28 protein-coding genes are annotated in these 26,733 nt (G+C 71.9%); 11 read left to right on the top strand and 17 right to left on the bottom strand.

The features are described from left to right. Window positions 1-86: 86 nt before the first annotated feature. Window positions 87-728 (bottom strand): DUF3000 domain-containing protein, encoded by a 642-nt coding sequence (locus CHB94_RS02465; RefSeq protein WP_089335001.1) that lies wholly within the window; start codon window positions 726-728, stop codon window positions 87-89. Between the two features lie 130 nt (window positions 729-858). Here CHB94_RS02465 and hemE point away from each other — a divergent pair, with 130 nt between their 5' ends. From hemE to hemQ, 3 genes are all read left to right on the top strand, one after another. Continuing rightward, entirely contained in the window at window positions 859-1,962 is a 1,104-nt protein-coding gene (gene hemE, locus CHB94_RS02460) for a uroporphyrinogen decarboxylase (protein WP_089335000.1), read from the top strand. Next, window positions 1,959-3,332, top strand: a complete 1,374-nt coding sequence (gene hemG, locus CHB94_RS02455; RefSeq protein WP_089334999.1) for a protoporphyrinogen oxidase — start codon at window positions 1,959-1,961, stop codon at window positions 3,330-3,332. The genes hemE and hemG overlap by 4 nt, the downstream gene beginning before the upstream one ends. A 358-nt stretch (window positions 3,333-3,690) precedes the next feature. Beyond that, a complete protein-coding gene (gene hemQ, locus CHB94_RS02450; RefSeq protein WP_089334998.1) occupies window positions 3,691-4,422 on the top strand; it encodes a hydrogen peroxide-dependent heme synthase in 732 nt (243 codons plus the stop codon). Window positions 4,423-4,577: 155 nt separating this feature from the next. On the opposite strand, the gene msrB is transcribed toward hemQ, so the two are convergent. Continuing rightward, window positions 4,578-4,997 carry a peptide-methionine (R)-S-oxide reductase MsrB gene (gene msrB / locus CHB94_RS02445; RefSeq protein ID WP_089334997.1) on the bottom strand — a complete coding sequence of 140 codons (420 nt, stop codon included), beginning with the start codon at window positions 4,995-4,997 and terminating at the stop codon, window positions 4,578-4,580. A 64-nt stretch (window positions 4,998-5,061) separates the two neighbouring features. Here msrB and CHB94_RS02440 point away from each other — a divergent pair, with 64 nt between their 5' ends. Next, the gene (locus CHB94_RS02440) at window positions 5,062-5,541 is read left to right on the top strand and encodes a hypothetical protein (RefSeq protein ID WP_089334996.1); all 480 of its coding nucleotides are present in this window, start codon (window positions 5,062-5,064) and stop codon (window positions 5,539-5,541) included. A gap of 80 nt (window positions 5,542-5,621) precedes the next feature. Here CHB94_RS02440 and CHB94_RS02435 read toward each other — a convergent pair whose 3' ends face one another. Both CHB94_RS02435 and CHB94_RS02430 read right to left on the bottom strand, forming a co-directional pair. Beyond that, window positions 5,622-5,825: a cold-shock protein gene (locus CHB94_RS02435; protein WP_040339721.1), complete on the bottom strand. Its 204-nt coding sequence runs from the start codon at window positions 5,823-5,825 to the stop codon at window positions 5,622-5,624. A gap of 149 nt (window positions 5,826-5,974) precedes the next feature. Continuing rightward, entirely contained in the window at window positions 5,975-6,256 is a 282-nt protein-coding gene (locus tag CHB94_RS02430) for a YciI family protein (RefSeq protein ID WP_254920344.1), read from the bottom strand. 136 nt (window positions 6,257-6,392) lie between these two features. On the opposite strand from CHB94_RS02430, the gene CHB94_RS02425 reads away from it, so the two are divergent. Beyond that, window positions 6,393-6,635, top strand: a complete 243-nt coding sequence (locus CHB94_RS02425; RefSeq protein WP_089334995.1) for a hypothetical protein — start codon at window positions 6,393-6,395, stop codon at window positions 6,633-6,635. 1 nt (window position 6,636) lies between these two features. Here CHB94_RS02425 and CHB94_RS02420 read toward each other — a convergent pair whose 3' ends face one another. Together CHB94_RS02420 and CHB94_RS02415 are read right to left on the bottom strand one after the other, a co-directional pair. Continuing rightward, window positions 6,637-7,032: a hypothetical protein gene (locus CHB94_RS02420; RefSeq protein ID WP_089334994.1), complete on the bottom strand. Its 396-nt coding sequence runs from the start codon at window positions 7,030-7,032 to the stop codon at window positions 6,637-6,639. Window positions 7,033-7,121: 89 nt separating this feature from the next. After that, the gene (locus CHB94_RS02415; protein WP_176445376.1) at window positions 7,122-7,562 is read right to left on the bottom strand and encodes a response regulator; all 441 of its coding nucleotides are present in this window, start codon (window positions 7,560-7,562) and stop codon (window positions 7,122-7,124) included. A gap of 267 nt (window positions 7,563-7,829) precedes the next feature. On the opposite strand from CHB94_RS02415, the gene CHB94_RS02410 reads away from it, so the two are divergent. The 4 genes from CHB94_RS02410 (at window position 7,830) to ftsH (ending at window position 12,555) form a co-directional block, all read left to right on the top strand. Next, window positions 7,830-7,997: a PspC domain-containing protein gene (locus tag CHB94_RS02410; RefSeq protein ID WP_254920343.1), complete on the top strand. Its 168-nt coding sequence runs from the start codon at window positions 7,830-7,832 to the stop codon at window positions 7,995-7,997. 92 nt (window positions 7,998-8,089) lie between these two features. Then, window positions 8,090-9,271 carry a TerC family protein gene (locus tag CHB94_RS02405; protein ID WP_089334991.1) on the top strand — a complete coding sequence of 394 codons (1,182 nt, stop codon included), beginning with the start codon at window positions 8,090-8,092 and terminating at the stop codon, window positions 9,269-9,271. A gap of 121 nt (window positions 9,272-9,392) precedes the next feature. Further along, window positions 9,393-10,448, top strand: coding sequence for a S1C family serine protease (locus CHB94_RS02400; protein ID WP_089334990.1), 1,056 nt, complete (start codon window positions 9,393-9,395; stop codon window positions 10,446-10,448). A gap of 121 nt (window positions 10,449-10,569) precedes the next feature. Further along, entirely contained in the window at window positions 10,570-12,555 is a 1,986-nt protein-coding gene (gene ftsH, locus CHB94_RS02395; RefSeq protein WP_089334989.1) for an ATP-dependent zinc metalloprotease FtsH, read from the top strand. A gap of 169 nt (window positions 12,556-12,724) precedes the next feature. On the opposite strand, the gene CHB94_RS02390 is transcribed toward ftsH, so the two are convergent. After that, window positions 12,725-13,636 (bottom strand): LLM class flavin-dependent oxidoreductase, encoded by a 912-nt coding sequence (locus tag CHB94_RS02390; RefSeq protein ID WP_176445375.1) that lies wholly within the window; start codon window positions 13,634-13,636, stop codon window positions 12,725-12,727. Window positions 13,637-13,713: 77 nt separating this feature from the next. Between CHB94_RS02390 and CHB94_RS02385 the strand changes: the two genes are divergently transcribed. Next, a complete protein-coding gene (locus tag CHB94_RS02385; protein WP_089335146.1) occupies window positions 13,714-14,430 on the top strand; it encodes an SDR family NAD(P)-dependent oxidoreductase in 717 nt (238 codons plus the stop codon). A gap of 90 nt (window positions 14,431-14,520) precedes the next feature. Here the strand turns inward: CHB94_RS02385 and fdxA are convergent, their stop codons facing one another. The 5 genes from fdxA to boxC form a co-directional block, all read right to left on the bottom strand. Beyond that, window positions 14,521-14,853, bottom strand: coding sequence for a ferredoxin (gene fdxA, locus CHB94_RS02380; RefSeq protein WP_089334987.1), 333 nt, complete (start codon window positions 14,851-14,853; stop codon window positions 14,521-14,523). A gap of 47 nt (window positions 14,854-14,900) precedes the next feature. Beyond that, window positions 14,901-15,965 carry an NAD(P)/FAD-dependent oxidoreductase gene (locus CHB94_RS02375; protein WP_089334986.1) on the bottom strand — a complete coding sequence of 355 codons (1,065 nt, stop codon included), beginning with the start codon at window positions 15,963-15,965 and terminating at the stop codon, window positions 14,901-14,903. Then, on the bottom strand, window positions 15,962-17,647 hold the full coding sequence (locus CHB94_RS02370) for a benzoate-CoA ligase family protein (RefSeq protein WP_254920342.1): 1,686 nt from the start codon (window positions 17,645-17,647) through the stop codon (window positions 15,962-15,964). Before CHB94_RS02370 ends, CHB94_RS02375 begins: the two co-directional genes overlap by 4 nt. Before the next feature lie 86 nt (window positions 17,648-17,733). Then, window positions 17,734-19,215: a benzoyl-CoA 2,3-epoxidase subunit BoxB gene (gene boxB / locus CHB94_RS02365; RefSeq protein ID WP_217899137.1), complete on the bottom strand. Its 1,482-nt coding sequence runs from the start codon at window positions 19,213-19,215 to the stop codon at window positions 17,734-17,736. Window positions 19,216-19,217: 2 nt separating this feature from the next. Further along, window positions 19,218-20,954, bottom strand: coding sequence for a 2,3-epoxybenzoyl-CoA dihydrolase (gene boxC, locus CHB94_RS02360; protein ID WP_089334985.1), 1,737 nt, complete (start codon window positions 20,952-20,954; stop codon window positions 19,218-19,220). 164 nt (window positions 20,955-21,118) lie between these two features. Here boxC and CHB94_RS02355 point away from each other — a divergent pair, with 164 nt between their 5' ends. Beyond that, a complete protein-coding gene (locus CHB94_RS02355) occupies window positions 21,119-21,769 on the top strand; it encodes a GNAT family N-acetyltransferase (RefSeq protein WP_089334984.1) in 651 nt (216 codons plus the stop codon). 136 nt (window positions 21,770-21,905) lie between these two features. On the opposite strand, the gene CHB94_RS02350 is transcribed toward CHB94_RS02355, so the two are convergent. From CHB94_RS02350 to CHB94_RS02330, 5 genes are all read right to left on the bottom strand, one after another. Beyond that, the gene (locus tag CHB94_RS02350; protein ID WP_089334983.1) at window positions 21,906-22,607 is read right to left on the bottom strand and encodes an ABC transporter ATP-binding protein; all 702 of its coding nucleotides are present in this window, start codon (window positions 22,605-22,607) and stop codon (window positions 21,906-21,908) included. Then, on the bottom strand, window positions 22,607-23,398 hold the full coding sequence (locus CHB94_RS02345) for an ABC transporter ATP-binding protein (RefSeq protein ID WP_089334982.1): 792 nt from the start codon (window positions 23,396-23,398) through the stop codon (window positions 22,607-22,609). The genes CHB94_RS02350 and CHB94_RS02345 overlap by 1 nt, the downstream gene beginning before the upstream one ends. Further along, complete coding sequence (locus CHB94_RS02340; RefSeq protein WP_176445374.1) at window positions 23,395-24,432, bottom strand: branched-chain amino acid ABC transporter permease; 1,038 nt, start codon at window positions 24,430-24,432, stop codon at window positions 23,395-23,397. The genes CHB94_RS02345 and CHB94_RS02340 overlap by 4 nt, the downstream gene beginning before the upstream one ends. An 88-nt stretch (window positions 24,433-24,520) precedes the next feature. After that, a complete protein-coding gene (locus tag CHB94_RS02335; protein ID WP_089334980.1) occupies window positions 24,521-25,405 on the bottom strand; it encodes a branched-chain amino acid ABC transporter permease in 885 nt (294 codons plus the stop codon). 89 nt (window positions 25,406-25,494) lie between these two features. After that, window positions 25,495-26,658 (bottom strand): ABC transporter substrate-binding protein, encoded by a 1,164-nt coding sequence (locus CHB94_RS02330; protein WP_176445373.1) that lies wholly within the window; start codon window positions 26,656-26,658, stop codon window positions 25,495-25,497. Window positions 26,659-26,733: the final 75 nt, after the last annotated feature.

Genomic DNA, 26,733 nt, shown 5'->3' with positions numbered 1-26,733 from the left:
GCCCTGGCTGCGTCCGTGCGGGATCCACGGACGGGGGGAGAGGGGCGCCGGCACAGCGGGCTGACGCCCGGCTGGCAGCACCGATGTTAGAGAGTCTCGCCACCGGGGCGGTCGGAGGGACCCAGGAGGCGTACTCCGGGCGGGGGCAGCCCCGCGGCGTTCCCGAGGACGTCCAGCCAGGCCTGCAGGTGCCGGTCGAGCCCGGTGTCCTCCGCGGTCCACGACGCGCGCATCTCCACGTCGACGGTGTGCTCCGGGCCGGCGAGGTCCCCGAAGCGGGTGGAGGCGGTGCGCGTCACGGTGCCGCCGACGGCGTGGTGCTCCGCACCGGCCTCGGTCAGGGCATCGGTCAGCCAGCTCCAGGCCACCTCGGAGAACATGGTGTCGTCGACCAGTTCCTCGTCGGTCGCCGCGGACAGGTAACCCACGCAGCGGGTCGTGCCCTTCCAGGCCTCGTGCCCCTCGGGGTCGTACAGGACGATGAAGCGGGCGCTGGCGATCTCGAGATCGTCGTCGGTGCCCTCGGGGTCGGGCTCGGTGACCCTGGCGGCGACGGCGTGGGCGAAGGGAGCCAGCCGCTGCGGCGCCGGGATCTGCTCGAGGACGATCTCGGGGCGGGCGCGGACGGTCGCGAGCGCGTCCAGGGCGGCACGGAACTCGGCCGGGGGTTCGTCCCCGGCCGCATCCCTGCCTCGGGTCCCGGCGCTGGCCAGGCTGGTCGGCTCCACGACTGGCAGGGTAGGCCGCCGGCTAGCACACCGCGCCCGACGCGCCGCAACCGTCCCGCAGCCGTCCCGGAGCCCGGCGATCGCGTCCAGCGCTCCGGCGGTCCGGTTCCGTCTGGGAGGATCGGCGGTCGTGAGTGCCGCTCTCGACCCCGCACGGTCGGTCATCCCGTCCGACTCCGACCTCGTCCGCGCCGCCCGGGGGCTGCCGGTGAGCCGGACGCCGGTCTGGTTCATGCGGCAGGCGGGCCGCTCCCTGCCGGAGTACCGGGCGCTGCGGGCCGGCACCGGGATGCTGGCCGCCTGCCAGGATCCCGACCTGGTCACCGAGATCACCCTGCAACCGGTCCGCCGGCACGGCGTCGACGCAGCCATCCTCTTCTCCGACATCGTGCTGCCGCTGGTGGTCGCCGGCGTCGACATCGACATCAAGCCCGGTGTCGGGCCGGTCGTCGCCACCCCGGTGCGGTCGGTCGCCGACGTCGATGCGCTCCCGCCGCTCGAGCCGGAGCGCCTGGTGTTCCTGCAGACGGCGGTGCGGCAGCTGGTCGCCGAACTGGGGCCGACGCCGCTCATCGGCTTCGCCGGGGCGCCCTTCACGCTCGCCACCTATCTGATCGAGGGCGGCCCCTCGAAGGAGCACGCCCGGACCAAGGCCTTCATGTACGCCGAGCCGGAGGCATGGGGGCGGCTGCTGGACCGGCTGGCGATCTCGGCGGCGACGTTCCTGCGGGCGCAGGTCGACGCCGGGGCGTCCGCGGTGCAGCTCTTCGACTCCTGGGCGGGTGTGCTCTCCGCCGCCGACTACGCCGAGCGCGTGCTGCCGCACTCGCGGGCGGTGTTCGACGGGCTCGGTGGGGGGCGGGCGGGGGAGGACAGAGTGCCGCGGATCCACTTCGGCGTGGGCACCGGCGAGCTGCTCCCGCTGATCGGGGACGCCGGTGCCGATGTCGTCGGCGTCGACTGGCGGGTGCCGCTGGACGAGGCGGCGCGCCGGGTCGGCCCCGACCGCTCCCTGCAGGGCAACCTCGATCCGGCCGTGCTCCTGGCCGACCGGGCGACCGTCGACCGCGAGGTGAGCCGGGTCGTCCAGCAGGGCCGGGCCGCCCGGGGGCACATCTTCAACCTCGGGCACGGTGTCCTGCCCGACACCGATCCGGGCGTGCTCACCCACGTCGTCGAGCTGGTGCACGAGCTCTCGGTGTCTCCGGCCCGCCCCACCACCCCAGCGAGGTGAGCGCGCGTCGCCTGGTCGTCGTGGGGGCCGGGATCACCGGCCTCGCGGCTGCCTTCGAGTGGCGACGCCGCCGTCCCGACGACGAGATCGTGGTCCTGGAGGCCGGTGACCGGATCGGCGGGAAGCTGCACCGGGTGGAGCTGGCCGGGCACTGGTACGACACGGGACCCGAGGCCGTACTCGCGCGGGTGCCCGAGGCGGTCCGTCTGATCGAGGACCTGGGACTCGGCGAACGGCTCGTCGCCCCGGCGACCACGCAGGCGTCGGTGGTCCTGCCCGGCGGCCGGCACCCGCTCCCGGCGGGGACCGTGCTCGGTGTGCCCGCGTCGGCCGACGGCCTGGACGGGATCCTCTCGCCGGAGGGCGTGGCCCGGGTCCGCGCCGAGGCCGAGCTCCCACCCCTCCGCCTGGAGGGGGACCTCGCGGTCGGCGCACTGCTGAGGGATCGGCTCGGCGACGAGATCGTCGACCGGCTGGTCGAGCCGCTGCTCGGCGGCGTCTACGCCGGCCGCGCCGACGAACTGTCGTTGGGGGCGACGATGCCGGCGCTCGCGGCCCAGCTGTCCACGGCCGGGTCGGTGCTCGCCGCCGCGGCGGTCGCCCGCGACGCGGGCGCCCGGACCCGGGGGGACGCCGACGGGCCGGTGTTCGCGACCGTCGCCGACGGCATCGGGGCGCTGCCGGGGGCGCTGACCGCTGCGTCGGGCGCCGTCGTGCGGCTGCGGACACCGGCGCACGGGCTCCGGCGGACGGCGACCGGCTTCGAGCTCTCGATTGGGCCGGCCGCCGCGCCCGAGCTGCTGACCGCGGACGCCGTCCTCCTGACCGCACCGGCCCCGAAGGCCGCGCGGCTGCTGGGCGAGGTGGCGCCGGCCGCCGTCGAGCCGCTGCAGGGGATTCCGTACGCGTCGATGGCCGTCGTGGCGATGGCGTTCCAGCCGCAGGACGTCGACGCGGGCTCCGGGCTGCTCGTCCCGCCGGTGAGCGGCCGTGTGGTGAAGGGCGTGACCGTGTCGTCGGCGAAGTGGCCGCACCTGGCCGGGGGAGGGGCGCTGCTGGTGCGGTCGTCGGTCGGCCGGTTCCGCGACGAGTCGGAGCTGCAGCGCTCCGACGAGGACCTCACCGCGGCCGTCGTCGCCGACGTCGCAGACCTGCTGGAACTCGACCGCCCGGAGCCGGTGGAGACCCGTCTCGTGCGGTGGGGCGGCGGGCTGCCGCAGTACCTGGTGGGGCATCCGGCCCGGGTCGACGCGATCCGTGCGGCCGTGAGCGAGGTGCCTGGCCTGGCGATCGCCGGGGCGGCCTTCCGCGGGGTGGGCGTCCCGGCCTGCATCCGCGACGCCCACCACGCACTCGACGCGCTCCTCTGACCCGTGGTGGAGCCCACGCGGTGGCGGGGCATCGCGGACGGCCTGCCGGTGTTGAGAAGGGCGTGAGAACAGTTCACGACCCGAACGACCGCAACCGCACCCGTTCCCGCTCCAGTTCCCGCTGCTTCCGCCACCACGTGTGGATGGCCTACTGCGGCGACTGCCGCGACGCCCACGCCCCGCTCCTCGAGAGCCGCCGGGCGAGCGCGACCCCGCAGCGCTGACGCTCTCCCTCTCCGACTCCTGGGACTCCGCCACGTGCCCGGTCCCCTCGTCGATCGTCGCGGCGAGGGGACCGCGGTGATCCCGGGTGCGGGCCCGCGGCGGTGTCCGCGTCGGCTCGCGGGACAATGGGGGCATGAGCGAGCAGCACACGGGTGAGCAGGCCGACGAGCGCAGCATCGGGAAGCGGGCGAACGAGCTCAACGCCACCATCCGCTACACGATGTGGTCGGTGTTCCGGCTGGCCCGCCCGCTCGGCGACGACCAGCGGTCCGCCGCGGCCGACGAGGTGACCGCGCTGCTCGACGAGCTGGCCGGCAAGGACGTCGTCGTCCGCGGGGTCTACGACGTGGCGGGTCTGCGGGCCGACGCCGACGTCATGGTCTGGTGGCACTCCGAGACCCCGGAGGCGCTGCAGGAGGCCTACACCCGACTGCGGCGCACCACGCTCGGCCAGCACCTGGACCCGGTGTGGTCCCAGATGGCACTGCACCGGCCCGCGGAGTTCAACCGCAGCCACATCCCCGCGTTCCTGGCCGACGAGGAGCCGCGCCGCTATGTGTGCGTCTACCCGTTCGTGCGGTCCTACGAGTGGTACCTGCTGCCCGACCAGGAGCGGCGGTTCATGCTCGCCGAGCACGGGAAGATGGCGCGTGGTTATCCCGACGTGCGCGCCAACACCGTCGCATCGTTCGCGCTCGGTGACTACGAGTGGATGCTCGCCTTCGAGGCCGACGAGCTGCACCGCATCGTCGACCTCATGCGCGAGCTGCGGGCCTCGACGGCGCGGCGGCACGTCCGCGAGGAGGTGCCGTTCTACACCGGCGTCCGCAAGCCGGTCGCCGAGCTGGTCCGCGACCTCCCCTGACCGTTTCTGGAGTGTTGCTCGCGCTCCTGGAGTCCTGAGGCTAAGGACCCCAGGAGCGCGAGCACGCCCCTCGGGCGGCCTATCCGTCCGCCGGCCGGACGAGGTCGTCAGCGAGCGCGCGCGGGGGAGCGGTCAGCCGCACGTCGGGCGCGGTCTCAGCTCTCCGCCGGCTGGAGCCGGATGCTGACCGAGTTGATGCAGTACCGGTCGCCGGTCGGCGTCTGCGGCGCGTCGTCGAACAGGTGCCCCAGGTGGCTGTGGCAGGTCGCGCACAGCACCTCGGTGCGGATCATCCCGTGGCTGGTGTCCTCGCGGAGGATGACGTTGTCCTCGGCGGAGGCCTCGTAGAAGGACGGCCAGCCGCAGTGCGAGTCGAACTTCGTCTCGGAGCGGAACAGTTCGGCGCCGCACGCGCGGCACTCGTAGACACCGACGGTCTTGGTGTCGACGTACTCGCCGGTCCAGGGCCGCTCGGTGCCGGCCTGGCGGAGCACCGCGTACTCCTCCGGGGACAACTGTGCGCGCCACTCCTCGTCGGTCTTGGTGACCTGGGGCTGCGATGCGGAGGTGGTCATGCCTCCACGGTACGGCGCGGGGGCAGCAGGGGACCGGGGCGAGGGGTGAGGGGAGACTGGAGACGTGACCTCCCCCGATCCCACCGCGCCGGGCGATCTGCTGCCCGACGTCTGGTTCACCCGCGACCTGCCGGTCCTGCGGGCCATCGCTCGCCTCGTGGACGCATCCGAGCACGGCAACTCGCCGTACCTGCTGGGCGCCGTGGTTCCGGCGAGCGGTCTGCCGAAGGCCGAGGTGATCGCGGCGGCGAAGGCCCTGGTGTCGGCGGGCTACGCCGAGGCGCTCACCAACCACGCCGGGGACATCGTGCGGATCACGGGCATCTCCGCCGAGGCCCGGCGGCTCACCGGCCTCTGGCCGACGCCACAGGGAGAGTGGGAGCGGCTCACCGAGCAGCTGACCGCCCGCGCGACGAATGCGCCCACCGACGTCGAGCGGAAGCGCTGGCAGGCTTTCGCCGACGCCGCAGCGGCCATCGGCCCCGACGACGGCGCCCTGCTGATGTCGGCGCTGATCGGCGGATACGTCCCCCGGGTCCGGTGACGCAGCCCCGGTGACGGAGCCTGCAGACGACAGCGCCCCCGCCCGGGAATCCGGACGGGGGCGCTGCGCTGATCAGCAGATCAGAGCGGAGTGACGTTCGCAGCCTGCGGGCCCTTCTGGCCCTGCTCGATGTCGAACGCGATCCGCTGGCCTTCATCGAGCGAGCGGTACCCGCTGGTCTGGATGGCCGAGTAGTGGACGAAGACGTCCGGTCCGCCACCGTCCGGGGTGGCGAAGCCGAACCCCTTCTCAGCGTTGAACCACTTCACTGTTCCTTCGGGCATTGCTCGCTCCTAGCTGTGGTGGTGCATCGGGGTCCTGCCATAGCGCAGGGCCTTCCCGATGACGTCACCCTAACCGGAGAACGCCCGATCGGAACACCTGGACGCCACTCAGTGACCTGCGGTTCCTCGCCGACGTCGTCGACGCAGGCTCAGGCGGGGGCGGGCTGCAGGATCTCGTTCCAGGGACGCAACGTCCATGCGGCGACCACCCCGTTGAGCACGAAGGGGTCTCCGGCGATGAACTCCTCGGCCGCCTCGCGGCTGGTGAAGATGCCCATGGCGTCGCCGTTCATCGGCTCCTCGAACGTCCCCACCATCAGGAGCGCCCCCCGTCCGTGGAAGTCCCGGAGCCGTTCGACGTGGGCCGGCCCGTGCTCGCGAGCCAGCGGCAGGAACTCCTCGACGGCGCGGTAGGTCATCACGTACTTCATGCCCGCATCGTGGCGCAGACCGGCGGCAGGTTCTTGCGGATCTCGTGCGGCTTTCTCCGCAGGGTCCTGCGGCCCGGTGCGCAGAGTGCTCCTCGGCCGGGATCCCCCGGCGCCCGCCGAGCCAGGAGATGCCGTCATGGAGACCGCCGTCGCCACCCCCGCCCGCTTCGCCGCCGAGGCCGCCGTTCCGTTCCCGCTGCGGGACGTGGACGACCTGCACGACGCGGACCTGGACGGCGTGCTGGCCGACCGGCTCGTGGACGCCGGGCTGGCCGCGGCCACCGCGGGCGAGCTGGTGGACCTCCTCGGGCGCTCTGCACCGGCCGCGATGTCCGCGCACACGATGGGCGCACAGGCGCTGCCGCTCGCCGTCCTCTGAATCAGAGGAGCGTGCCCGGGTTCTTCGGGAAACGGTGCCCGGCGAACGAGTACGGGTTGCCGGTGAAGGACGCCTTCCGCGACTCGTCCACCCGCTCGGCGGTGACCGCCAGGGGTGCCGGGCGCCACGAGGCCACGGTGACGGGTTCGTCCCGGATCTCCCCGCGCAGCTCGGCCTGCTGCAGGCGCCACGCCGCCATGGACCGGCGCCATCGCCGGGCGCCGAGGTCGACGGCCACGAGCACCGCTGCGCAGACGGCGACGGCCAGGCAGGCATCGGTGAGGGCGGTGGCCACGTCGAGCGCCGAGATGTCGGTCCAGCCGATCTGTTCGAACCGGTACCCGATCACCTCGACCACGACGTACAGCACGCCGTAGACCAGGAACGAGACCCTCACCTGGCCCCGATCGACCGAAAGCGCACCGTGCTGGAGACATCCCGCGGCCCGTCCCTCCCGGCCTCACCCGTTCGGAGGGGCCCCGGGCCTCAGAGGCAGTGGGGACAGCAGCCGCAGCCGGCGACCAGCGTGCGGAGGCAGCCGAGCAGCTCCTCCGACCGGCCGCTCTTCGACACGAGGGCATGAGCGCCGGCGGCCGCCACCTGGGGCCCTGCGGCGGGGCCTTCCCCGGTCAGCACGACGATCCGGGGCCCCGGCTGGACCGCGGTGAGCGCTCGGGTGGCCGCCAGGCCGTTCATCACCGGCATGGACAGGTCCATGAGCACGACGTCGGGACGGAGACGGGAAGCGGCGTCCACGACCTGCGAGCCGTCCGCGCACTCGCCGACGACGGTGAGGTCGTCCTCGTCGGACAGCAACTCGGTCAGTGACGCCCGAACCCACGGATTGTCATCGACGACGAGCACCCGGATGTCGTCCGAGCGGTTGCCCGCCGGATGCCGGCCGGAGGCGCAGCTGTGTGGGGGCATCGCGTCCTCCTCCCTCACACCGCGCATCCGCACGCGTGACGCTACGCCGACGGGCCGTCGGGATGACCGGTCGCCGGGCGGTGTCCCACTGCGGCCGTGGCCATGTCACTGGTCGGGCTCCGCGGTCACTCGTCGGTATCCGCGCCGGCTGCGGGACGGCGCTCGGCCGGGCAACCGCTCGCGAGCGGCGCGCGAGGCAACGCCGGGCGCGCCGAGGTGTTGGCGCGGCTCCACCACGGGTACGGGCGACGTATGGCATCGACTCTGGTGAGACCCCGCTCCGGAAAGGTCATCGCGGGGGTCTGTGCCGCTCTGGCCGATCGATTCGGCCTCTCCCGTGCGCTGGTGCGCGTGGCCTTCGTACTGTTCGGCCTCTTCGGCGTCGGTGAGGTGGCCTACATCATCCTCTGGATTCTCATCCCCAAGGCACCGTGAGCGACGCCGGCACGTGATTCATCGGTGGATGCGCCGGGCGTCGGTACCTGGTCGTCCGGTTCCACCGCCGTAAGACCCGGATCGGGGGGTGCATGGACGTACCGGGCTGGATCTGGACCCTCACCGTCATAGGCATCGTCGGCCTGCTGGTGTTCGACTACGTGTTCCACGTCCGCAAGGCGCACATCCCGACGCTGAGGGAGGCCGGGACCTGGTCGGCGCTCTACGTGGGCATCGCCGTGCTCTTCGGCATCGGCGTGTGGATCTTCGGCGGGGCGACGATGGGCACGGAGTACTTCGCCGGTTACGTGACGGAGAAGGCGTTGTCGGTCGACAACCTGTTCGTCTTCCTGATCATCATGACCAGCTTCAAGGTGCCCCGCGCCGACCAGCAGAAGGTGCTGTTGTTCGGGATCGTGTTCTCCCTCATCGCCCGGACCGGCTTCATCTTCCTGGGCGCGGCCCTGATCAACGCCTTCGCCTGGGTGTTCTACCTCTTCGGCCTGATCCTGCTCATCACCGCCGGCAACCTGATCAAGCCGGAGGGGGAGGACAGCCACACCGCCGACAACCTCATGGTGCGGCTGGCCCGGCGGTTCCTGCACACCTCGGAGCACTACGACGGCGACAAGCTGTTCACCGTCGTCGACGGCAGGCGCGCGCTGACCCCGATGCTGCTGGTCATGGTCGCCATCGCCGGCACCGACATCCTGTTCGCGCTGGACTCCATCCCCGCGATCTTCGGACTCACCCAGAACGTGTACCTGGTGTTCACCGCGACGGCGTTTTCGCTGCTGGGACTGCGGCAGCTGTACTTCCTCATCGACGGGCTGCTGGACCGGCTGATCTACCTGACCTACGGCCTGGCGACGATCCTGGCCTTCATCGGCGTGAAGCTGATCTTGCACGCGCTGCACGAGAACAACGTGCCGTTCATCAACGACGGGCAGCCGGTGGACGTCACGGAGATCTCCACCGGGCTCTCGCTGACCGTGATACTCGGGGTCCTGGCAGTCACCGTGCTGGCCTCGTTGACCAGTCCGAAGGGCAGGGCGCAGAACACCGTCTCCGCGGCCCGACGCCATGCCAGCCAGTACCTCGACGCCGAGACCGACCCGGCCCACCGGGAGGAGATCTTCCGCAACCTCCTGGTCGAGGAGGAGCAGATGCGCGCCCTGCCGGAGAAGTACCGGAAACGGATCCGCGAGGAGGAGAAACTGATGGCCCTCCTCCGCCGGGCGCACGAGGAGCACGACGCCCTGGTGGCGCGGTGAACGCTGGTGACGGCAGATCGAGCCGTTTCCGCGACCCACGCCTCGGGGTACGGGTCCGGCAGCCGGAAGAAGCCCCGGCCTGCGGCCGTGTCATCACGCACGTGGCGGGCGAGGGGCGCACATGGCGGGACGAGGGCGGGGCCGTCGACGGCTGTGGTTCGTAGTCGTCGCGGCGCTGGCGAGCGGGGCCTGCACCCACTCCGACGACGCGCCCGAGGGCGCCGCGGCAACCCCTGCCCTGCCGTCGGCACCGTCGGCCCAGGCCGACACGCTTGCCGTCGTGCCGGACGTCGCGGCGCGGCTCCAGCCCAGCGTCGTCACCGTCCTGACCGCGATAGGAAGCGGCAGCGGTGTGGTGTACAGCGACGAGGGGTTGATCGTCACCAACGAACACGTGGTGCGTGGTGCATCCGCCGTCGACATCGCCTTCGCGGACGGCCAGCGCGTCCCCGGCAGGGTCCTCGCCGTCGATGTCGTGACCGACCTCGCCCTCGTCGAGTCGGAGCGCACCGGCTTGCCCCCCGCTGACTTCCAATCGGAGCTTCCCGAGATCGGGGAGCTGGCCATCGTCATCGGCAGCCCCCTGGGTTTCCAGAGCACGGTCACGGCGGGAGTCATCTCGGGTCTGCACCGGGACATCCCCGGCAGCGCTGCGCAGAGCGCGTCGCTGGTCGACCTGATCCAGACCGACGCCGCGATCAGTCCGGGGAACAGCGGGGGCGCGGTGGTGGACGGCGACGGGGACGTGATCGGTATCAGTGAGGCCTACATCCCTCCGCAGGCGGGGGCCGTCTCGCTCGGCTTCGCCATCCCCGCGGCCACGGTGATCGACGTGGTCGAGCAGTTGCAGGAGGACGGAACGGCCGACCACGCCTTCCTGGGCATCGAGCCGGCGCCCATCACTCCGCAGATCGCGGAGCAGCTGGATCTGCCCAGCACCGACGGAGTCATCGTGTCGGCTGTCGTGTCCGGTGGTCCCGCGGCCAGCGCGGGCGTACGGCCCGGTGACGTGATCACCGCCGTGGACGGTGAACCGACGGAGAGCCCCGAGGCTCTGCTGGCCGCCCTCCGTGAGCGGGATCCCGGGGAAACCGTCACCCTCAGCGTCCGCGGCGGCGGAGGTCGGGAACAGGACCTCGACGTGGTCCTCACCGAGCGGCCGTCCGTGAGCGAATGAACAGCCCGAGACCGCCCGCTCCCTCGACCCGGGGCAACCCGGCAGGCGCGGTCGGTCTCCCGGGCGGCCGGACGGGTAGCCCGGTCGGCGCCACCCGGCTTCCGCACCATCGGAGTTCGTCATGAGCGATCCGCGGTCCTCGGTCCCGGCGACACAGCAGCGTGAGCAACCCAGTCCGCAACCGCCGGACCAGGCCTCCCAGCGTCCGTGGCGGACCGAGGGGTTGCCGCCGGGGAGGAAGGACGGCGACAAGCCCGACCGCTTCCGCTGGGTACGGGCGCTGCTCGTGGCGCTGCTCGCCTACTGGTTGGTGTTCGGGATGCTCACCTGGGAGGACAGCAACAGGGCTGGGATCTCGATCTCCTACACCGAGTTCACCGACCAGGTCGAGGCCGGCAACGTCGAGGAGATCTTCGCCCGGGGCGAAACGATCCAGGGGACGCTGCGCGAGCCGGCCGAGGCCCCCGGCGAGGCCGAGGGCACCTACCGGCAGTTCGTCACCGAGCGCCCGACGTTCGCCCAGGACGATCCGCTGGCCCAGTTGGAGGAGTCCGGGGCCACGGTCAGCGCCGAGCCGGTCATCGAGCAACGCGGCGCGCTGTGGAACCTGCTGATCTCCCTGGCCCCGTTCCTGCTGCTGATCGCCTTCTACTGGTGGCTGTTCCGTCGCCAGCAACGGCTCATGGGCGGCGGTGGACTGTTCGGCGGTGGCAGCAAGCGCAAGCCGGTCGACCCGGAGGCGCTCCGAGTCACCTTCGACGACGTGGCCGGCATCGACGAGGTCGAGGCCGAGATCGACGAGATCGTCGACTTCCTGCGCCATCCCGACAAGTACCGGCGGCTGGGTGCCCGTGTCCCCAAGGGCGTGCTGCTGGCCGGAGCGCCCGGCACCGGCAAGACGCTGCTGGCCCGGGCCACCGCGGGCGAGGCCGGGGTGCCGTTCTTCTCCGCCGGCGCCTCCGAGTTCATCGAGATGATCGTCGGTGTCGGCGCCCAGCGGGTGCGCGAGCTGTTCGCCGAGGCCCGCAAGGTCGCTCCGGCCATCATCTTCATCGACGAGATCGACACCATCGGGCGCGCTCGGGGCGGCGCGGTCGCTCAAGGCGGACACGACGAGCGCGAGCAGACGCTCAACCAGATCCTCACCGAGATGGACGGCTTCTCCGGCTCGGAGGGGGTCGTGGTCATGGCCGCGACCAACCGGCCCGACGTCCTCGACCCCGCGCTGCTGCGGCCGGGCCGCTTCGACCGGACGATCACCGTCAATCCACCCGACCAGAACGGCCGCTACGAGATCCTGCAGGTGCACGCCCGCACGGTCCCCCTGGCCGACGACGTGGACCTGCGGCACATCGCCGCGATCACCCCGGGGATGACCGGCGCGGACCTGGCAAACCTGGTCAACGAGGCCGCCCTGGCCGCGGCCCGGCGGGGCGCCGACGCGGTCGGCTCCCGCGACTTCGGCGACGCCCTCGAGAAGATCCAGCTCGGCGCCGAACGCGGCGTCGTCATGTCGGCGGAGGAGCGGCGGCGCACCGCCTACCACGAGGCCGGGCACGCCCTGCTCGGCATGCTGCAGCCCGGCGCGGATCCCGTGCGAAAGGTGTCGATCATCCCGCGGGGCCGCGCCCTGGGCGTCACCCTGTCCACGCCCGAGTCCGACCGCTACGGCTATGACCAGCGCTACTTGCGTGGGCGGATCATCACCGCGCTGGGCGGCATGGCCGCCGAGGAGGAGATCTTCGGCGTGATCACCACCGGTGCGGAGAACGACCTGGAGAACAGCACCCGCATCGCCCGGGCGATGGCCGGTCGGTGGGGCATGTCCGAGCGCGTCGGGCCGGTGTCCGTGCTCCCGAGGGACGCCGATCCGCGAATGGCCGGCGTCTCCGACGCGCTGCTCGACGCCGTGGACCAGGAGGCCCGCCGCATCAGTGACGACTGCTACGCCGAGGCCCGTCGGCTGCTGCGGGAGAACCGGGCCAGGCTCGACGCGATCGTCGCCCTGCTCCTCGAGAAGGAGACCCTCGACGAGCCGGAGATCTACGCCGCAGCCGGCATCTCCCGGCCCGCCGGCGGACAACTGGCTCCCGCCGGGCAGGCCTGATCCGGCCGCCACCGGCGAAGTGCGCGCCGTGCTCCAGGCGGACCGACGGCTGCCTCAGTCGTCACCACCGGTGGGTCCACCGTGGTCCATGGACGGGTTCCGTCCTTCCGACGACGGCTGACCGACCGGCCGCGAGACGAGGCGATCTCGGGGCGCAGCGCTGGCGACGTCACCGGTCCGCCGTCAGGCGGGGGAGGACGGCCTCGGTGAACAGGTCGACGATCTCGCGCCGCCGGTCGCCGGCGCCCACCGGAGAGAAGACCAGGGTGTCCGCTCCGGCATCGGCGTACTCGCGAGCCCGGGCGACGAGGCGGTCGGGGTCGCCGTGCAGCAGGTACCGGTCGGCCAGCGGCTCGAAGTCCTGCTGGTAGACCGCGCCGACCGCGTCCACGACCTCTCGCCGCGAGTGGGCCGCGTCGCCGTCCACCCCGCCCCAGCAGAAGACGGCGCCACGGATCCCGGCCGGGTCGCGGCCGGCCTCCTCCGCGGCGGCGCGTACCTCGCCGAGGCTCTTGGTCAACTGCTCGGGCGTGTACATGTAGGGCATCCAGACGTCGCCGAAGCGGCCCGCCCGGCGGATCGCGGCCGGCCTGCGCCCGCCCACCCACAGCGGCGGACCCCCCGGCTGAACGGGACCGGGGGAGAGGGACAGCGCGGGCACACGGGAGAAGCGGCCGGTGAAGTCGACGGGCCCGCCCTGCCACAGCGCCCGCATCAGCTCCAGGGCCTCGTCCGTTCGTGCCCCGCGTTCGCGCACGTCGACGCCCGCCGCCTCGAACTCCGGTGGGTACTCACCGCCCACCCCGACGCCCATGTCGAACCGGCCGCCGGACACCTGATCCAGCGTGGTGGCCAGCTTCGCCGCCAGCGCGGCCGGATACAGCGGCAGAACGGTGAGCGAGCTGAGCAGCCGGATCCTGCTCGTGGCGCCGGCGGCCGCCGCGAGGGCGACGAACCCGTTGGGATGCGGGCCGTGGAAGAAGAGGTGCTCGCCGACGGCCACGCCGTCGTAGCCCGCGTCCTCCGCGGTCCGCGCCTCGGCAGCCACTGCCTGCTGATCGAAACTCAGGGTCAGGATCACGCGCACCGGGCTCCCCTTTCCGTGATGATGTGCTACTGCCAACCTACGGCATGGTGATGCTGAGTAGAATGTCGTGAATGGCGGTGAACGACACGGTGCTGGTGTTCGGCGGCAGTAGCGGGATCGGGCGAGCCACCGTGCGCCGCCTGGTCGCCGGCGGAGCATCGGTCGTGTTCACCCACCACACCGGGGCGGAGCGCGCGGAGTGGCTCTGCGCGGATCTCGCGCCACGGGCGCGGACGGTGCGCTGCGACGTCCGCAGTCCTGCCGATGTCGTCGCGGCATTCGAGGCCGCGGGCGACGGCCTGACCGGCGTCGTCCACTGTGTCGGTGCCTGGACCTATACGCGCCTGGACGATGTCACCGTCGAGGAGCTGGACGAGTCGTGGGCGCTGAACGCCCGCTCCGTGGCCCTGACGCTCCAGGAAGCCGGGCGACGGCTACCCGCTGGTGGCGCAGCGGTGGTGGTGTCCTCGGTTGCCGCGGAACTGGCGCCGGCCCGCCAGACCTCGTACGTGATGGCCAAGGCTGCGGCCGAGGCGGCGATCCGCGTGGCGGCGAAGGAGTTGGGGAGGCAGGGCATCCGGGTCGCGGCCGTGCGTCCGGGGGCGACGGACACGCCCCAGCTGCGCTCGACCACGTCAGAGGGCGCCATCGACGCGATGGCCAAGGCGCCGGCTCTGCGCCGGCTCGGGGAGGCCGACGACATCGCCGCTGTCATCGCCTTCCTGCTGAGCCCGCAGGCCGGATGGGTGACCGGGACGGTCGTGGAGGCGACCGGGGGGCTGCGCTGATCCGGCCACCGGACGCGGGGGAGCTGCTCCCGGTGGACGAGCGTTCGCGACGTGCCCGGGGACGGTGTCGTCGATCGGCGAGGTGACTCCTCAGGAATGCTCGGCGACGAGTTCGGTGTCCACGCCGATCTTCCCCACCTTCGAGGCCCCGCCGGGACTACCGAGGGGGGCGTCGCGGCCGGGGAGCGGCTCGACGAAGAACCGCCGGTTGTCCGCGATGTGCGGCTCGTTCTCGTCGGAGACCCGCCGGTCCTGGGCGATCGCCTCCACCGGACAGACCGGCTCGCACGCCCCGCAGTCGATGCATTCCTTGGGGTTGATGTAGAGCTTCCGGTCGCCCTCGTAGATGCAGTCGACGGGGCACTCATCCACGCAGGACATGTCCGTGGTGTCGATGCACTCGGCGCCGATGACGTAGGGCACGGGATTTCTCCTCGAGTGGGTGGTGGGAGAAGACAGAGCGTGGGTGATCAGTGCGCGGCGGGCGCGCCGATACCGGCGGGGTCGTCGCTGCTGTGGCCCGGGAACAGCGGCTGGTCCGGGTCGAGATAGGTGGCGGCGTTGTTGACCGCGGTTGCCGACTCCCCGAAACCTACGGCGATCAACCGCACCTTGCCCGGGTACTCGGTGATGTCTCCGGCGGAGTAGACCCCGGGCACCGAGGTGCGCATCGCGGTGTCGACCATGATCTTGCGGTCGACGATGTCGATACCCCACGTCTCCAGCGGGCCGATGTCGGCGGTGAACCCGAGGGCGGCGATGACCGACTGCGCCTTGTACGGCGTCACGGCGCCGTCCTTGTGCCTGACGTGCACGGTGTGCAGCCGGTGATCTCCCTCCAGGGAGTCCACCTGCGCGTCGGTGACGACGACGGTCGAGCCCTTCTCCATGTCGGCGACGCTGGCCGCGTGCGCCCGGAAGTGCTTGCGCCGGTGCACGACGGTGACGGAGGCGGCCAGGCCGTCGAGGGCCAGCGCCCAGTCGACCGCGCTGTCGCCTCCGCCGACGATGACGACGTCCTGCCCGGCGTGGGCGGCGAGCTCCTTGACCACGTAGGTCAGGCCGCGGCCCTCCCACTGCGCGCCGCCGGGCAGCGGGCGCGGCGTGAACGTGCCGATGCCCCCGGTGATGACGACGGCACCGGTGCGGATCCGGGTGCCCTTGTCGGTCGTGACCACGAGCCGCTCACCGGCGCGCGGGCGGTGCCCGGCCTCGTTGGTCAGGTGCTCGGCACGCTCACCGAGGACGTAGACCGGGTCGAAGCGCGCGGCCTGCTCGACCAGCCCGGCGACCAGGTCACGGCCCTTGATCCCGGGGAATCCGGCGACGTCGTAGACCATCTTCTCCGGGTAGAGCGCCGTCACCTGGCCACCGGGCTCGGGAAGGCTGTCGACGATCGCGGTGTGCAGCCCCCGGAAGCCGGCGTAGTAGGCGGCGTAGAGGCCGGCCGGGCCGGCCCCGACGACCAGCAGGTCGACATCGACCCGCCGTCCCCCGGCCGCGGTCTCCGGCAGCAGGGTGTCGGTCGCTGTCACGCAGAGCCTCCGGAGATCGGTGTGAGGTCGGGCTTGGCCGCGCCGCCGAGCTGCTCGATGGCCAGTTCCCGGATGCGGAAGCGCTGCAGCTTGCCGGTGGCGGTGGTCGGGAGTTCGTCGAACACCAGGACGTGCCGGGGGCGCTTGAACGCGGCGAGGCCCTCGCGGCAGAACGCGACCAGGTCGTCGGCGGTGGTCGTGGCCCCGGGGGACAGGACCGCGCAGGCGACCGGCTTGTCCAGACCGGCCTCGTCGGGCACCGACACGACGACGACCTGCATCACGTCGGGGTGCTGGCGCAGCCGCTCCTCGACCTCGGTCGGGGAGACCCAGATGCCCCCGGCCTTGATGATGTCGTCGGTCCGCCCCAGCGAGGTGTAGTAGCCGTCGGCGCTGCGGACGTACGTGTCCCCGGTCCGCACCCAGGAACCCTGGAACACCAGTCGGGTGGTCTCCGTGCGGCACCAGTAGCCGGTTGCCGCGGAGCTGCCGCGTACGAAGAGGTTCCCGGGCGTGCCGTCGGGGACCGGGTTCCCGTCGTCGTCGACGATCTTGGCGTCGTAGCCGGCGACGATCTCCCCGGTGGCGCCGGCGCGAGTCCGGCCGGGCCGGCCGCTGATGAAGATGTGCAACATCTCGGTCGATCCGATGCCGTCGAGCATCTCGACGCCGAACCTGGAGGTGAACCGCTCGAAGAGGGGAGCGGGGAACGCCTCACCGGCGGAGACGCAGGCGCGGACGGTCGCGAAGGCGTCCTGCGGCAGGTCGGCCGCCAGCAGTGCGGCGTAGTACGTCGGACCGCCGAAGAACAGGGTGGGCTTCAGGTCCCGCAGCACCTGCAGGGTGCCGGCCGGGCTCGGCCGGGAGCGGTCCAGGATGGTGCTCGCGCCGACGGAGAACGGGAACGTCAGGGTGTTGCCGAGGCCGTAGGCGAAGAAGAACTTGGCCACCGAGAACGTGACGTCGTCCGGCCCGATGGCGAGCACGTCCTGCGCGTAGGTCTCGGCGGTGTCGCGCAGCGACCCGTGCCGGTGCATGGCGCCCTTGGGCGTGCCGGTCGTCCCGGAGGTGTACAGCCAGAAGGCGGGGGAGTCGGCGACCGTCGGATAGGGGCTGGCCACCTGCTCGAGGAAGTCGGACCCGGCCGTCACGAACGACGACCAGTCGCGCACCCGCGTTCCCTCGACCTCGGGCAGCCCGGCCGCGGGTCCGTCGGTGAGGACGACGACGTCGGCGAGGTCGGGCAGCCCGCCGACCGCGGGGGCCAGGTCGGTGAACTCGGAGCTGAGCGCGACGAGCCGCGCGCGGCTGTCCCGCGCCAGCACGGCGATGTCCTTCGGCTTGAGCATGGTGCTCACCGGCACGGGCACGGCGCCGATCCGAAGCCCGGCGAGGAACGCCGTCACCAGCTCGGGGGTGTCCCCCATGCACAGGATGAGCCGCTCCTCGGGCCGGACGCCGGAGGCGACGAGGGCCGCGGCGAAACGGCGGACCTCCTGGTCCAGCTCGCGGTAGGTGAAGGTGCGCACGCCGCCGTCGAGACCGATGGCGGTGATCGCCCGCCGCTCCGGAGTCGCGACGGCATGCCGGGTGACCAGCCAGTCAGCCGCGTTGAAGACCTTCCGGTCCGGCAGCGCGGGCGGAAGTGCGGGTGCTGCGGAAGCGGTGTCGACGGTGGCCACGCTGTCCGTCCCTTCTCGTGCGGGCGGGGCCGCCGGCTGACGGGGACGTCAGCCGGCGGCTCCGGCGGGGGTCAGAACCGAACGGATCAGAAACGGACGTAGTCGTACTCGACCGGCAGGGAGTTGATGCCGACCGACGGAGGGGCGATCCAGCCTGCGAAGTCGCCGGCCTCGTAGTGCGGGACCATCAGCTCGGCGACCTGCGCGCGGTCGTCGGCGGTCGGCAGGTAGTCGCCGACCGTCCGCTCCCAGGTCGCCTCGTCGACGATCTCGCCGGTCGGCGTGACGTGATGCCCGGCGAACGCGCCGACCTTGCGGTTGAAGCCCTGGTGCGGCAGGAACAGCCGCTGCTCGAGGCCGGCGTCCTCCAGCTCCTGGTTCCACCGCTTGACGCCGTTCTCGCAGTCGGCGGCGTACTCGTTGCGCAGGTCGAGGTTCAGTGCGGTGAGCATCGGCACCGTCTTGGTGCTCATCCGGCCACCCTCGATGATCGGGACGTCCATCGTGAGGTCGTGCAGCTGGTGGTCGTCCTTGCGGCGGGTCTCCATCCAGCGGCCCTTGAGACCGGCGGTGTAGTACGACGCCACGTTGGACGAGGTCTCCGAGCCGAAGAGGTCCATCGACACGGAGTACTGGAAGTTCAGGTACTTCTGGATCACCGACAGCGGGATGCCGCCGTACTGCCAGATGTCGTCGGTGCCGTGCTTCTTCATCAGCTCGGCCGTCCGCTGCACCGTGCGCTGCACGCCGGTGGTGCCGACGAACATGTGGTGCGCCTCTTCCTTGAGCATGAACTCGCAGGTGCGCGCCAGCGGGTCGAAGCCGCTCTCCTTCAGCGTCCCGAGCTGGTACTTGCCGTCCCGGTCGGTGAAGTAGGTGAACATGAAGAACGACAGCCAGTCCGTGGTCTCCTCGTTGAAGGCGCCGAGGATCCGCGGCGAGTCGTAGTCGCCGGAGTTGCGCTTGAGCAGCTGCTCGGCCTCCTCGCGGCCGTCCTTGCCGAAGTAGGCGTGCAGCAGGTAGACCATCGCCCAGAGGTGGCGGCCCTCCTCGACGTTGACCTGGAAGAGGTTGCGCATGTCGTACAGCGACGGCGCGGTCATGCCGAGGTGGCGCTGCTGCTCCACCGACGCCGGTTCGGTGTCGCCCTGGACGACGATCAGCCGGCGCAGGTCCGAGCGGTGCTCGCCGGGAACCTCCTGCCAGGCCGGCTCGCCCTTCTTGTCGCCGAAGTTCACCTTGCGGTCCGGGTCGCGCTCGGCCAGGAAGATGCCCCAGCGGTACTCCTCCATCGGCACGCGGTCGAAGTGCGCCCACCCGTCGCGACCGACCGCGATCGCGGTGCGCAGGTAGACGTCGTGGGTCGGGATGGAGGGGCCGAGGTTCTTCCACCAGTCGAGGAACTTGGGCTGCCAGCCCTCCAGAGCACGCTGCAGCTTCCGGTCCCCGGCCAGGTTGACGTTGTTCGGGATGCGCTCGCTGTAGTCGATCTTCGACAGCGGACCGGTGGGCTTCGGGGCCTCGCCGGTGACCGTGCCGTTCTGCGGACTGCTCTCCGTCGTCGTCATCCTCAGACCCGCTTCCTGTCGTAGTCGGCCCGCTGACCGGTGCCGTACCGGCGCAGTGCTCCTTCGGGGCCAGCGGCGTTGGGCCGCTGGAAGATCCAGTTCTGCCAGGCGGTGAGCCGGCCGAAGACCTTGCTCTCGGGGGTCTCCTGACCGGCGAAGCGGAGGTTGGCCTCCATGCCGGTCAGCGCGTCGGGTGAGAAGCTCTTGCGCTCCTCGACGACCAAGCGGATCTCGTCCTCCCAGTCGATGTCGTCCGGGGCGCTGGTCACCAGGCCGAGCTCGAGCGCCTCGGCGGCGAGCAGGTCCCGGCCGACGGCGGCCTGGGCGGCGGCCAGCTCGTCGGCGCTGCCGAGGAAGCGGACCTGCAGCCGGGAGAGGTCGTTGCTCATCGGCAGCAGCCCCAGGTTGAACTCGTCCAGCCGCAGCACTGCGGGTGGCTTGGGGTCGTCGTCGTCCTCGAACTGGCCGTCGAGCATGAACGAGCGGTCGGCAGCGAAGGCGATCTCGGCCAGCAGGCCGGCGAAGCAGCTGCCCGGCTCGATCAGCGCGAACAGGCTGCGGGAGGTGGTGTCCAGCCGCTTCATCGTCCGGCGGTAGAAGCCGATGGTCTCGTTGACCAGCCAGTCGTCGCGGTTGGCCAGGAGGAACCCGTCGTAGGCGACGACGGTCGCCACGTCGCCCTCGGTGCGCAGCAGCCAGGTGCCGATCGCCAGCTCGTTGGTGCGCAGCCGCAGGATCGCGTCGTCGAGCTCGCGGGTGGTGGCCAGCAGCCATGCCTGGTCGCCCTGCTCGTGCAGTTCCTCGACCGACGACGGGACGGCGGTCGGCCCCAGGACGGTGATCGTGGCGGTGCTCTCCTCCCGGTCGATCTCGACGCGCACGTGCCCGTACCGGATGGTGTCGCCGTCGACCTCGCGCGTCAGCGGGGTGAGCTGCACGCCCTTCGCGCCGGCGCCGGGCCGGGTCGACCGTTTCGCGGCCTCGGCCGCACGGCGGGCGATCGCGTCGGAGAAGTCGCGGGCCTTGGCGACGGCGTCCACGAGCCGCCACTGCACGGCGCGGTCTCCGCGGATGCCCTCCGCCGTCGTGGAGAAGACATCAGCGAGGTCGCGGCGCACGCCGCGCTTGTCGACGACACGGGTCAGGCCGCCGGTGCCGGGCAGCACGCCGAGCAACGGCACCTCGGGCAGCGACACGGCCGAGGAGTTGTCGTCGATCAGCACGATCTCGTCGCAGGCCAGTGCGAGCTCGTAGCCGCCGCCGGCGGCGGTGCCGTTGACCGCGGCGATGGACGGCAGACCCGAGTGAGCCGAGGCGTCCTCGATCCCGTTGCGGGTCTCGTTGGTGAACTTGCAGAAGTTGACCTTCCAGCTGTGCGGCGACGCCGCGAGCATCTTGATGTTGGCGCCGGCGCAGAACATGCGGTCCTTGGCGCTGGTGACGACGAGGACCTTGGCCTCGGGGTGCTCGAAGCGGATCCGCTGGACCGCGTCGTGCAGCTCGATGTCGACGCCGAGGTCGTAGCTGTTCATCTTCAGCTCGTAGCCCGGCACGATCCCGCCGTCCTCGGCCACATCGAGCGTGAGCGTCGCCACGTCGCCCTCGACCGACAGCGTCCAGTGCTTGTACCGGTCGGGGGAGGTGTCGAAAGAGACCTCTGTGCGGGCCGGCGGCTGGTCGGGAGCCGGGGCCGTGGCCTCCGCGCCTCCGATGCCCGGACGGTCGTCGAGGGTGGTCACGGTGCCTCCAAGGGGTGCGCTCGCGCGGTGATCCCGCGGGCTTGCAGGACCATCCTGACGTGCTACAGACTGCTGCGCAAGATGCCAATCTTGTGTAGCTTCGGGTCATCCGCCCGCGACGCCGGAGGTGGCGCCCGGGTCCGCCCGAGCGCGAGGAGCCCGGCATGACCGAGACGGAAGCACGAACCGCCCGACTGGCCTGGGTCAAGGACGACGACCCCCGCTGGGACGCCGACCGGGAGCGGATCTTCGCGACCGTGCCGGAGGGCGTCTTCCGCGCCGAGGCCCGGACTCCCGGGGAGCGTCTGTCCAGCGACTGGTGGCGCGTCGAGGACGGCGGCCGGGTGGTCGGCTACGGCTGGCTCGACGACGTCTGGGGCGACGCGGAGATCCTGCTCGCCGTGGAGGAGGCCGCACGCGGGACCGGAGCCGGCGCCTTCGCGCTCGCCCGGCTCGAGGAGGAGGCGGCGGCCCGCGGGCTCAACTACGTGCTCAACGTGGTGCGCGACACACACCCCGACCGGACCGCGGTGACCGAGTGGTTCCTCGCGCACGGGTTCACCGGTACCGAGGACGGCAGACTGCGCAAGCGGGTGGGCGACCGGGCTCGGGACATCGGCCAGCACCAGGCGGGGCGTCCGGGGACCAGCAAGGCCGAGCTGCCGGACCAGGGGCACCAGGCGCGGTACGCCGTCGAGCGCGAGCGGGCGGCAGCGCGTCCCCGGACCGACGTGGAGCACCCCGGCGGCTCCGACCTGGGCCCGGGGGCCGAGGAGAGCGGCGGCTACGTCGACCAGGAGCAGCACCGGTTCTGACGTCGATGACATCGTCGTCCTCCGGACGACACCGCGGCCAGGTGCCGCGCCGGTCGCGATGAGCCGCTTCGTCACGCCTGCGCGCACCCCTCCGGGCCCACTCGGCGCGACCCGGCGGGGCGTCAGGGCTTGCGGGTCACGCCACGCCGAGCAGGGAGTGCGCGACCGAGCTGTCGCTGCGGAACTCGCGCGTGGTGCACCGGTGCACGATCACGCCCTTGTCCATGACGGCGATGTCGTCGGCCACGGCGAACGCCAGGTGCAGGTCCTGCTCGACGACGACGAGGGTGACGCCTTCAGCCTTCATCCCGCCGATGGCCTCGCCGATCAGGTCCACGACCGCCGGGGCGAGGCCGTCGGACGGCTCGTCCATGAGGACCAGGCGCGGGTTGGTCAGCAGGGCGCGCGCGATGGCCAGCATCTGCTGCTCACCGCCCGAGAGCTGGCCGGCGCCGTGCCGGCGGCGCTCCCCGAGGCGGGGCAGCAGCTCCAGCACGCGGTCGATGTCCCAGGGGCCGCGGCCCCGGCCCCGTCGCGCGGCCAGATCCAGGTGCTCGGTCACGCTCAGCGGCGCCCACACCCGCCGCCCCTGGGGCACCAGCGCCACACCGGCCCGGGCGATCACGTCCGGCCGGCGGCCGGCGAGCTCCACGCCGTCGAGCGTGACGGTGCCCTTGGAGGGGTGCACCAGTCCCATCAGCGTGTTGATCAACGTGCTCTTGCCGACGCCGTTGCGGCCGAGGAGCCCGAGCACCTGACCGGCGGCGACGTCGAGGTCGACCCCCTGCAGGACGGCACTGCGCTTGTAGCCGGACTCCAGTCCGCGGACTTCGAGCATCAGCTCACCTCCAGATGGGCCGGCCCGGAGCCGTCGGTGAAGAGGGACTCGCGACCGGTGCCGAGGTAGGCCTCCTGCACCGCCGCGCTGGCGCGCACCTCGTCGGGTGACCCGGTCAGCAGGACCCGGCCCAGGTGCAGCACGGTGACCGAGGTGGCCAGCGCGAACACCACGTCGAGGTCGTGCTCGACGATCACCAGGGTCACCGACGCCGGCAGCGACTTCAGCAGTGCGACCAGCCGGGCGCTCTCGGCCGGTGACATGCCCGCCGCCGGCTCGTCGAGCAGGAGCAGCCGCGGTTCGCAGGCCAGCGCCACCGCGACCTCAACCTGACGGCGTTCGCCGTGGGAGAGCGCCGCGACGGGGGTGCTCGCCCGCTGCTCGAGGCCGACGTCGGCCAGCAGCGCCCGGGCGCGCTCGCGCGCGCCCGCCTGTCGCCGCGGCACGAGGGAGTGCCGGCTGCTGTGCTGACGCTGAGCGGCCAGCAGAACGTTCTGCAGCACCGTCTGGGTCAGGAAGAGACTGGAGTGCTGAAGGGTCTGGCTGATCCCCCGCCGAGCCCGCTGGTGCTCCGGCAGCCGGGTGATGTCGGCGCCGGCGAGGGCGACCCGGCCCGCCGTGACCGGCATCGCGCCGGTGATCAGCTTGAACAGCGTGCTCTTCCCGGCGCCGTTCGGACCGATGAGGGCATGCCGGGCGCCCGCGGGGACGTCCAGGCTGACGTCGTCGACGGCCTTCAGGGCGCCGAAGTGACGGCACACGCCGGACAGGGACAGCAGCGGCTGGCTCATGCCGTACCTCCCGCGGTCCGCTTCCGGCGGGCGAGGACCCCGGTCAGGCCGGCGAACCCGCGGGGCAGTACGTACACGGCGACGACGAAGACGATGCCGAGCAGCAGCGGGCCGTGCCCGTCGAGCTGGGGGCCGAAGGTGTCCCGGACCAGCACCACGACTGCGGCGCCCAGGACCGGCCCCCAGAGCGTCCCGGCCCCGCCGAGGATGACCGCCAGGAGCATGAGCGCGCTCGTGGTGAAGCCGGCGTCGCTCGGGTTCACGATCCGCAGCAGGCCCGCGAAGAGCCCGCCGGCGAGTCCGGCGAAACCGCCGGCGAGGATGAACGCGACGTACTTGTAGCGGAACGGGGAGTACCCCAGGGACCGCATCCGGGGCTCGTTGTCGCGGATCCCGCGCAGGGCGCCGCCGAAGGGGGAGCGCGCCACCAGCCACAGGCCGAGGAAGCCGAGCAACGCCAGGACGAGCACGTACCAGTACACGAGCCCGGCCAGCGTCAGCGGCTGGCCGCCGATCCGCACGCTCGGGATGCCGAACAGGCCGTTGGAGCCACCCGTCACCGACGTCAGGCGCTGGGCGAGCTGGTGGACGAGTTCGCCGATGGCCAGCGTCAGCATCAGGAAGTAGACGCCACCGCTGCGAACGGCCAGCCAACCCGTGGCGGCAGCGGCCACGGCGCCGGCACCCGCGGCCAGGAGCACCGGCACCGGCGCCTCACTGGTCCAGTGGATCGACACCAGCCCGGCCGTGTACGCGCCCACGCCGAAGTAGGCCGCGTGACCCAGCGAGGGGAGTCCGGTGATCCCGACGAGCAGGTCGAGACTGACGGCGAACAGCGCGAAGATCAGGATCCGGGAGATCGTGTTCGTGGTGAAGGGGTCGGCGAACAGCGGCACCGCGGCGAGGAGCACGAGCAGCACGAGCGCCGGCACCCCGCGCCGGAGGAGTGCGTTCCGCCGGGACGCCGGGGAAGTGGCGGCGACCGCGGCGGCGGCGCCTGTGGTCTCGGTCGAGCTGTCGGGGATGACGCTCACGAGTCCTCCTTGCTGGCGCTCGTCGGCCGCGTTCGCGGCGCTGCTGTGCTCATGACTGCTGCGCTCATGCGTGAGCTCGCCAACTCGCTCACGAGTGGGCCACCTTCCCGGCGAAGAGTCCCCGCGGCCGGACGATGAGGACCAGCGCCAGCGTGCCGAACAGGATGAAGGACGCCAGGTCGGGGACCAGTGCCCGGCCCAGCGACTCCACCTGGCCGATGACCAGGGCGCCCACCAGCGCACCGCGGACCGAGCCGCGACCGCCGATGACGATCACGACGAGGGCGAGGAGCAGGATCGTCTCGTCGAGCCCGGGGCGTGCGCCGTAGACAGGGGCGGCCAGGACGCCGGCGACGGTCGCCAGCAGCGAGCCGACACCCAGGACGGCGAACTTCACCTTCCGGTTGTCGACCCCCATGGCCGAGACCATCTCGCGGTCGGCCACGCTGGCCCGCACCAGTGCGCCGATCGAGGTCTTCTCGACCACGAGCCAGACGACCAGGGCGAGCACGAGGCCCACGGCGATGAGCATGAGCCGGTAGGCGGGGTAGGCCCGACCGGCGACGTCGATGCTCTCGGCCAGGCCCGGCGGCGGCGGGACGGAGAACACGTCGTTGCCGTAGATGATCGACAGCACCTCGGCGACGATCAGCGAGATGCCCAGCGTCAGCAGCGCCTGGTCCAGGATCGGGCGGCGCGCCAGTGGCTCGGTCAGGCCGGAGAGCGCCCCTCCGGCCAGCAGGCCGATGAGCGCGGCGACCCCGAGGGCGGTGAGGAACCCGCCCCACGACTCCCCGGCGACGAACGTCACGGCCAGGTAGGAGCCGATCAGGAAGAAGGCGCCGTGGGCCAGGTTCAGCACGTCCATCATCCCGAAGACGATGGACAGTCCCACGGCGAGAATGAAGAGCAGCGAGCCGATCGCGAACCCGTTCAGGATGCTGACCAGGTTGGCGTCGAACCAGCCGAGCATAGAGATCTCCTCTCCGCGCGGAACGGCGGCCGCGGCCGGGGGAGGTCCCCCGGCCGCGATCGCCGCCGCGGCGTCCGGCTCCGGCTGGTCTAGGGCTGCGGCTGGACGCCGAGGTCCTCCACCACCGTGTTGAGCAGTGTGCCGCCCTCGTCGGCGACCTCGCGCAGATAGATGCTCTGCTCCGGGGTCTGATTGGTGAAGCTCCACGGACCACGGGGGCTGTCGTCGATCTCGCCGAGACCGTCCAGCGCCTCGGTGATCGCCGAACCGGACACGTCCCCTGCCTCGGCCAGCGCGCGGCCCAGCACGTTCGCGGCGTCGTAGGCCTGCACCGCGTACGTCGTCGGCAGTTCGTCGTAGGCCGCCTGGTAGGCCTCGACGAACTCGGCGTTGGCCTCGTTGTCGATCTCAGTGGAGTAGTGCAGCGTCGTCCGGACGCCGACGGCCGACTCGCCCTGGGCGTCGAGCACGCTGCCCTCGGTGAGGAAGCCCGAGCCGTAGAGGGGGATGGAGTCCTTGAGGCCGAACTCGTCGTACTGCTGGACGTAGCTCACGGCCTCGCCACCGGCGTAGAAGACGAAGGTGGCCGCCGCGCCGGAGGACTGGACCCCGGACAGGAACGGCTGGAAGTCCTGCGTCGTGCCGAACGGGGTGAGGGCCTGACCGGCGATGGTGCCGCCACCCGCCTCGTAGGCCTCCGTGAACCCGGCCACCACCTCCTGACCGGCCGCGTAGTCAGGGGCCATGACGTACACCGGCCCGATGCCCTCCTCGGCGAGGTGGGTGCCCATCGCCGCGGCGATCTGGGCGTTGGTGAACGACGACCGCCACACGTAGGGGCTGGCGGCGTCCTTCGTGATCGCCTCGGCACCGGCGTTGGCGACGATCAGGGGCACCTCGGCCTCGGTGACCTGCTCGGCCACGCCCAGTGCGGTCGCCGAGTTCACGATGCCGACGAGCGCGTCGACGCTGTCCTCCGTGAGGAGTCGCTGGACGGCCGGGACGCCGGTGTCGGGACCCTCGCCCTCATCTGCGATGACGGTCTCGACGTCGAAGTCGCCCATCATCCCGTCGTTCTGGTCCAGCCAGAGATCCCAGCCCTGCTGCATGTCCTCGCCCAGCGGCGTGTAGACACCGGCCTGAGGGATGACCAGGCCGACGCGGACCGTGCCGCCGCCGTCGCCTCCGCCCTCCGCGCCCCCCTCCTCGCCCCCGAGGCTGCCGCCACCGCAGGCGGCAAGGGTCAAGGCCATGGAACCGGCCCCGAAGAGAGTGATCACACGGCGACGAATGGGGACCGGGGGCGTCATTGCACACTCCAGAAGGTT

It is taken from the genome of Blastococcus mobilis (genome assembly GCF_900188025.1).
GTDB classification, from domain to species: Bacteria; Actinomycetota; Actinomycetes; order Mycobacteriales; family Geodermatophilaceae; genus Blastococcus_B; species Blastococcus_B mobilis.
This window is presented reverse-complemented; position numbering and strand designations above follow the sequence as displayed.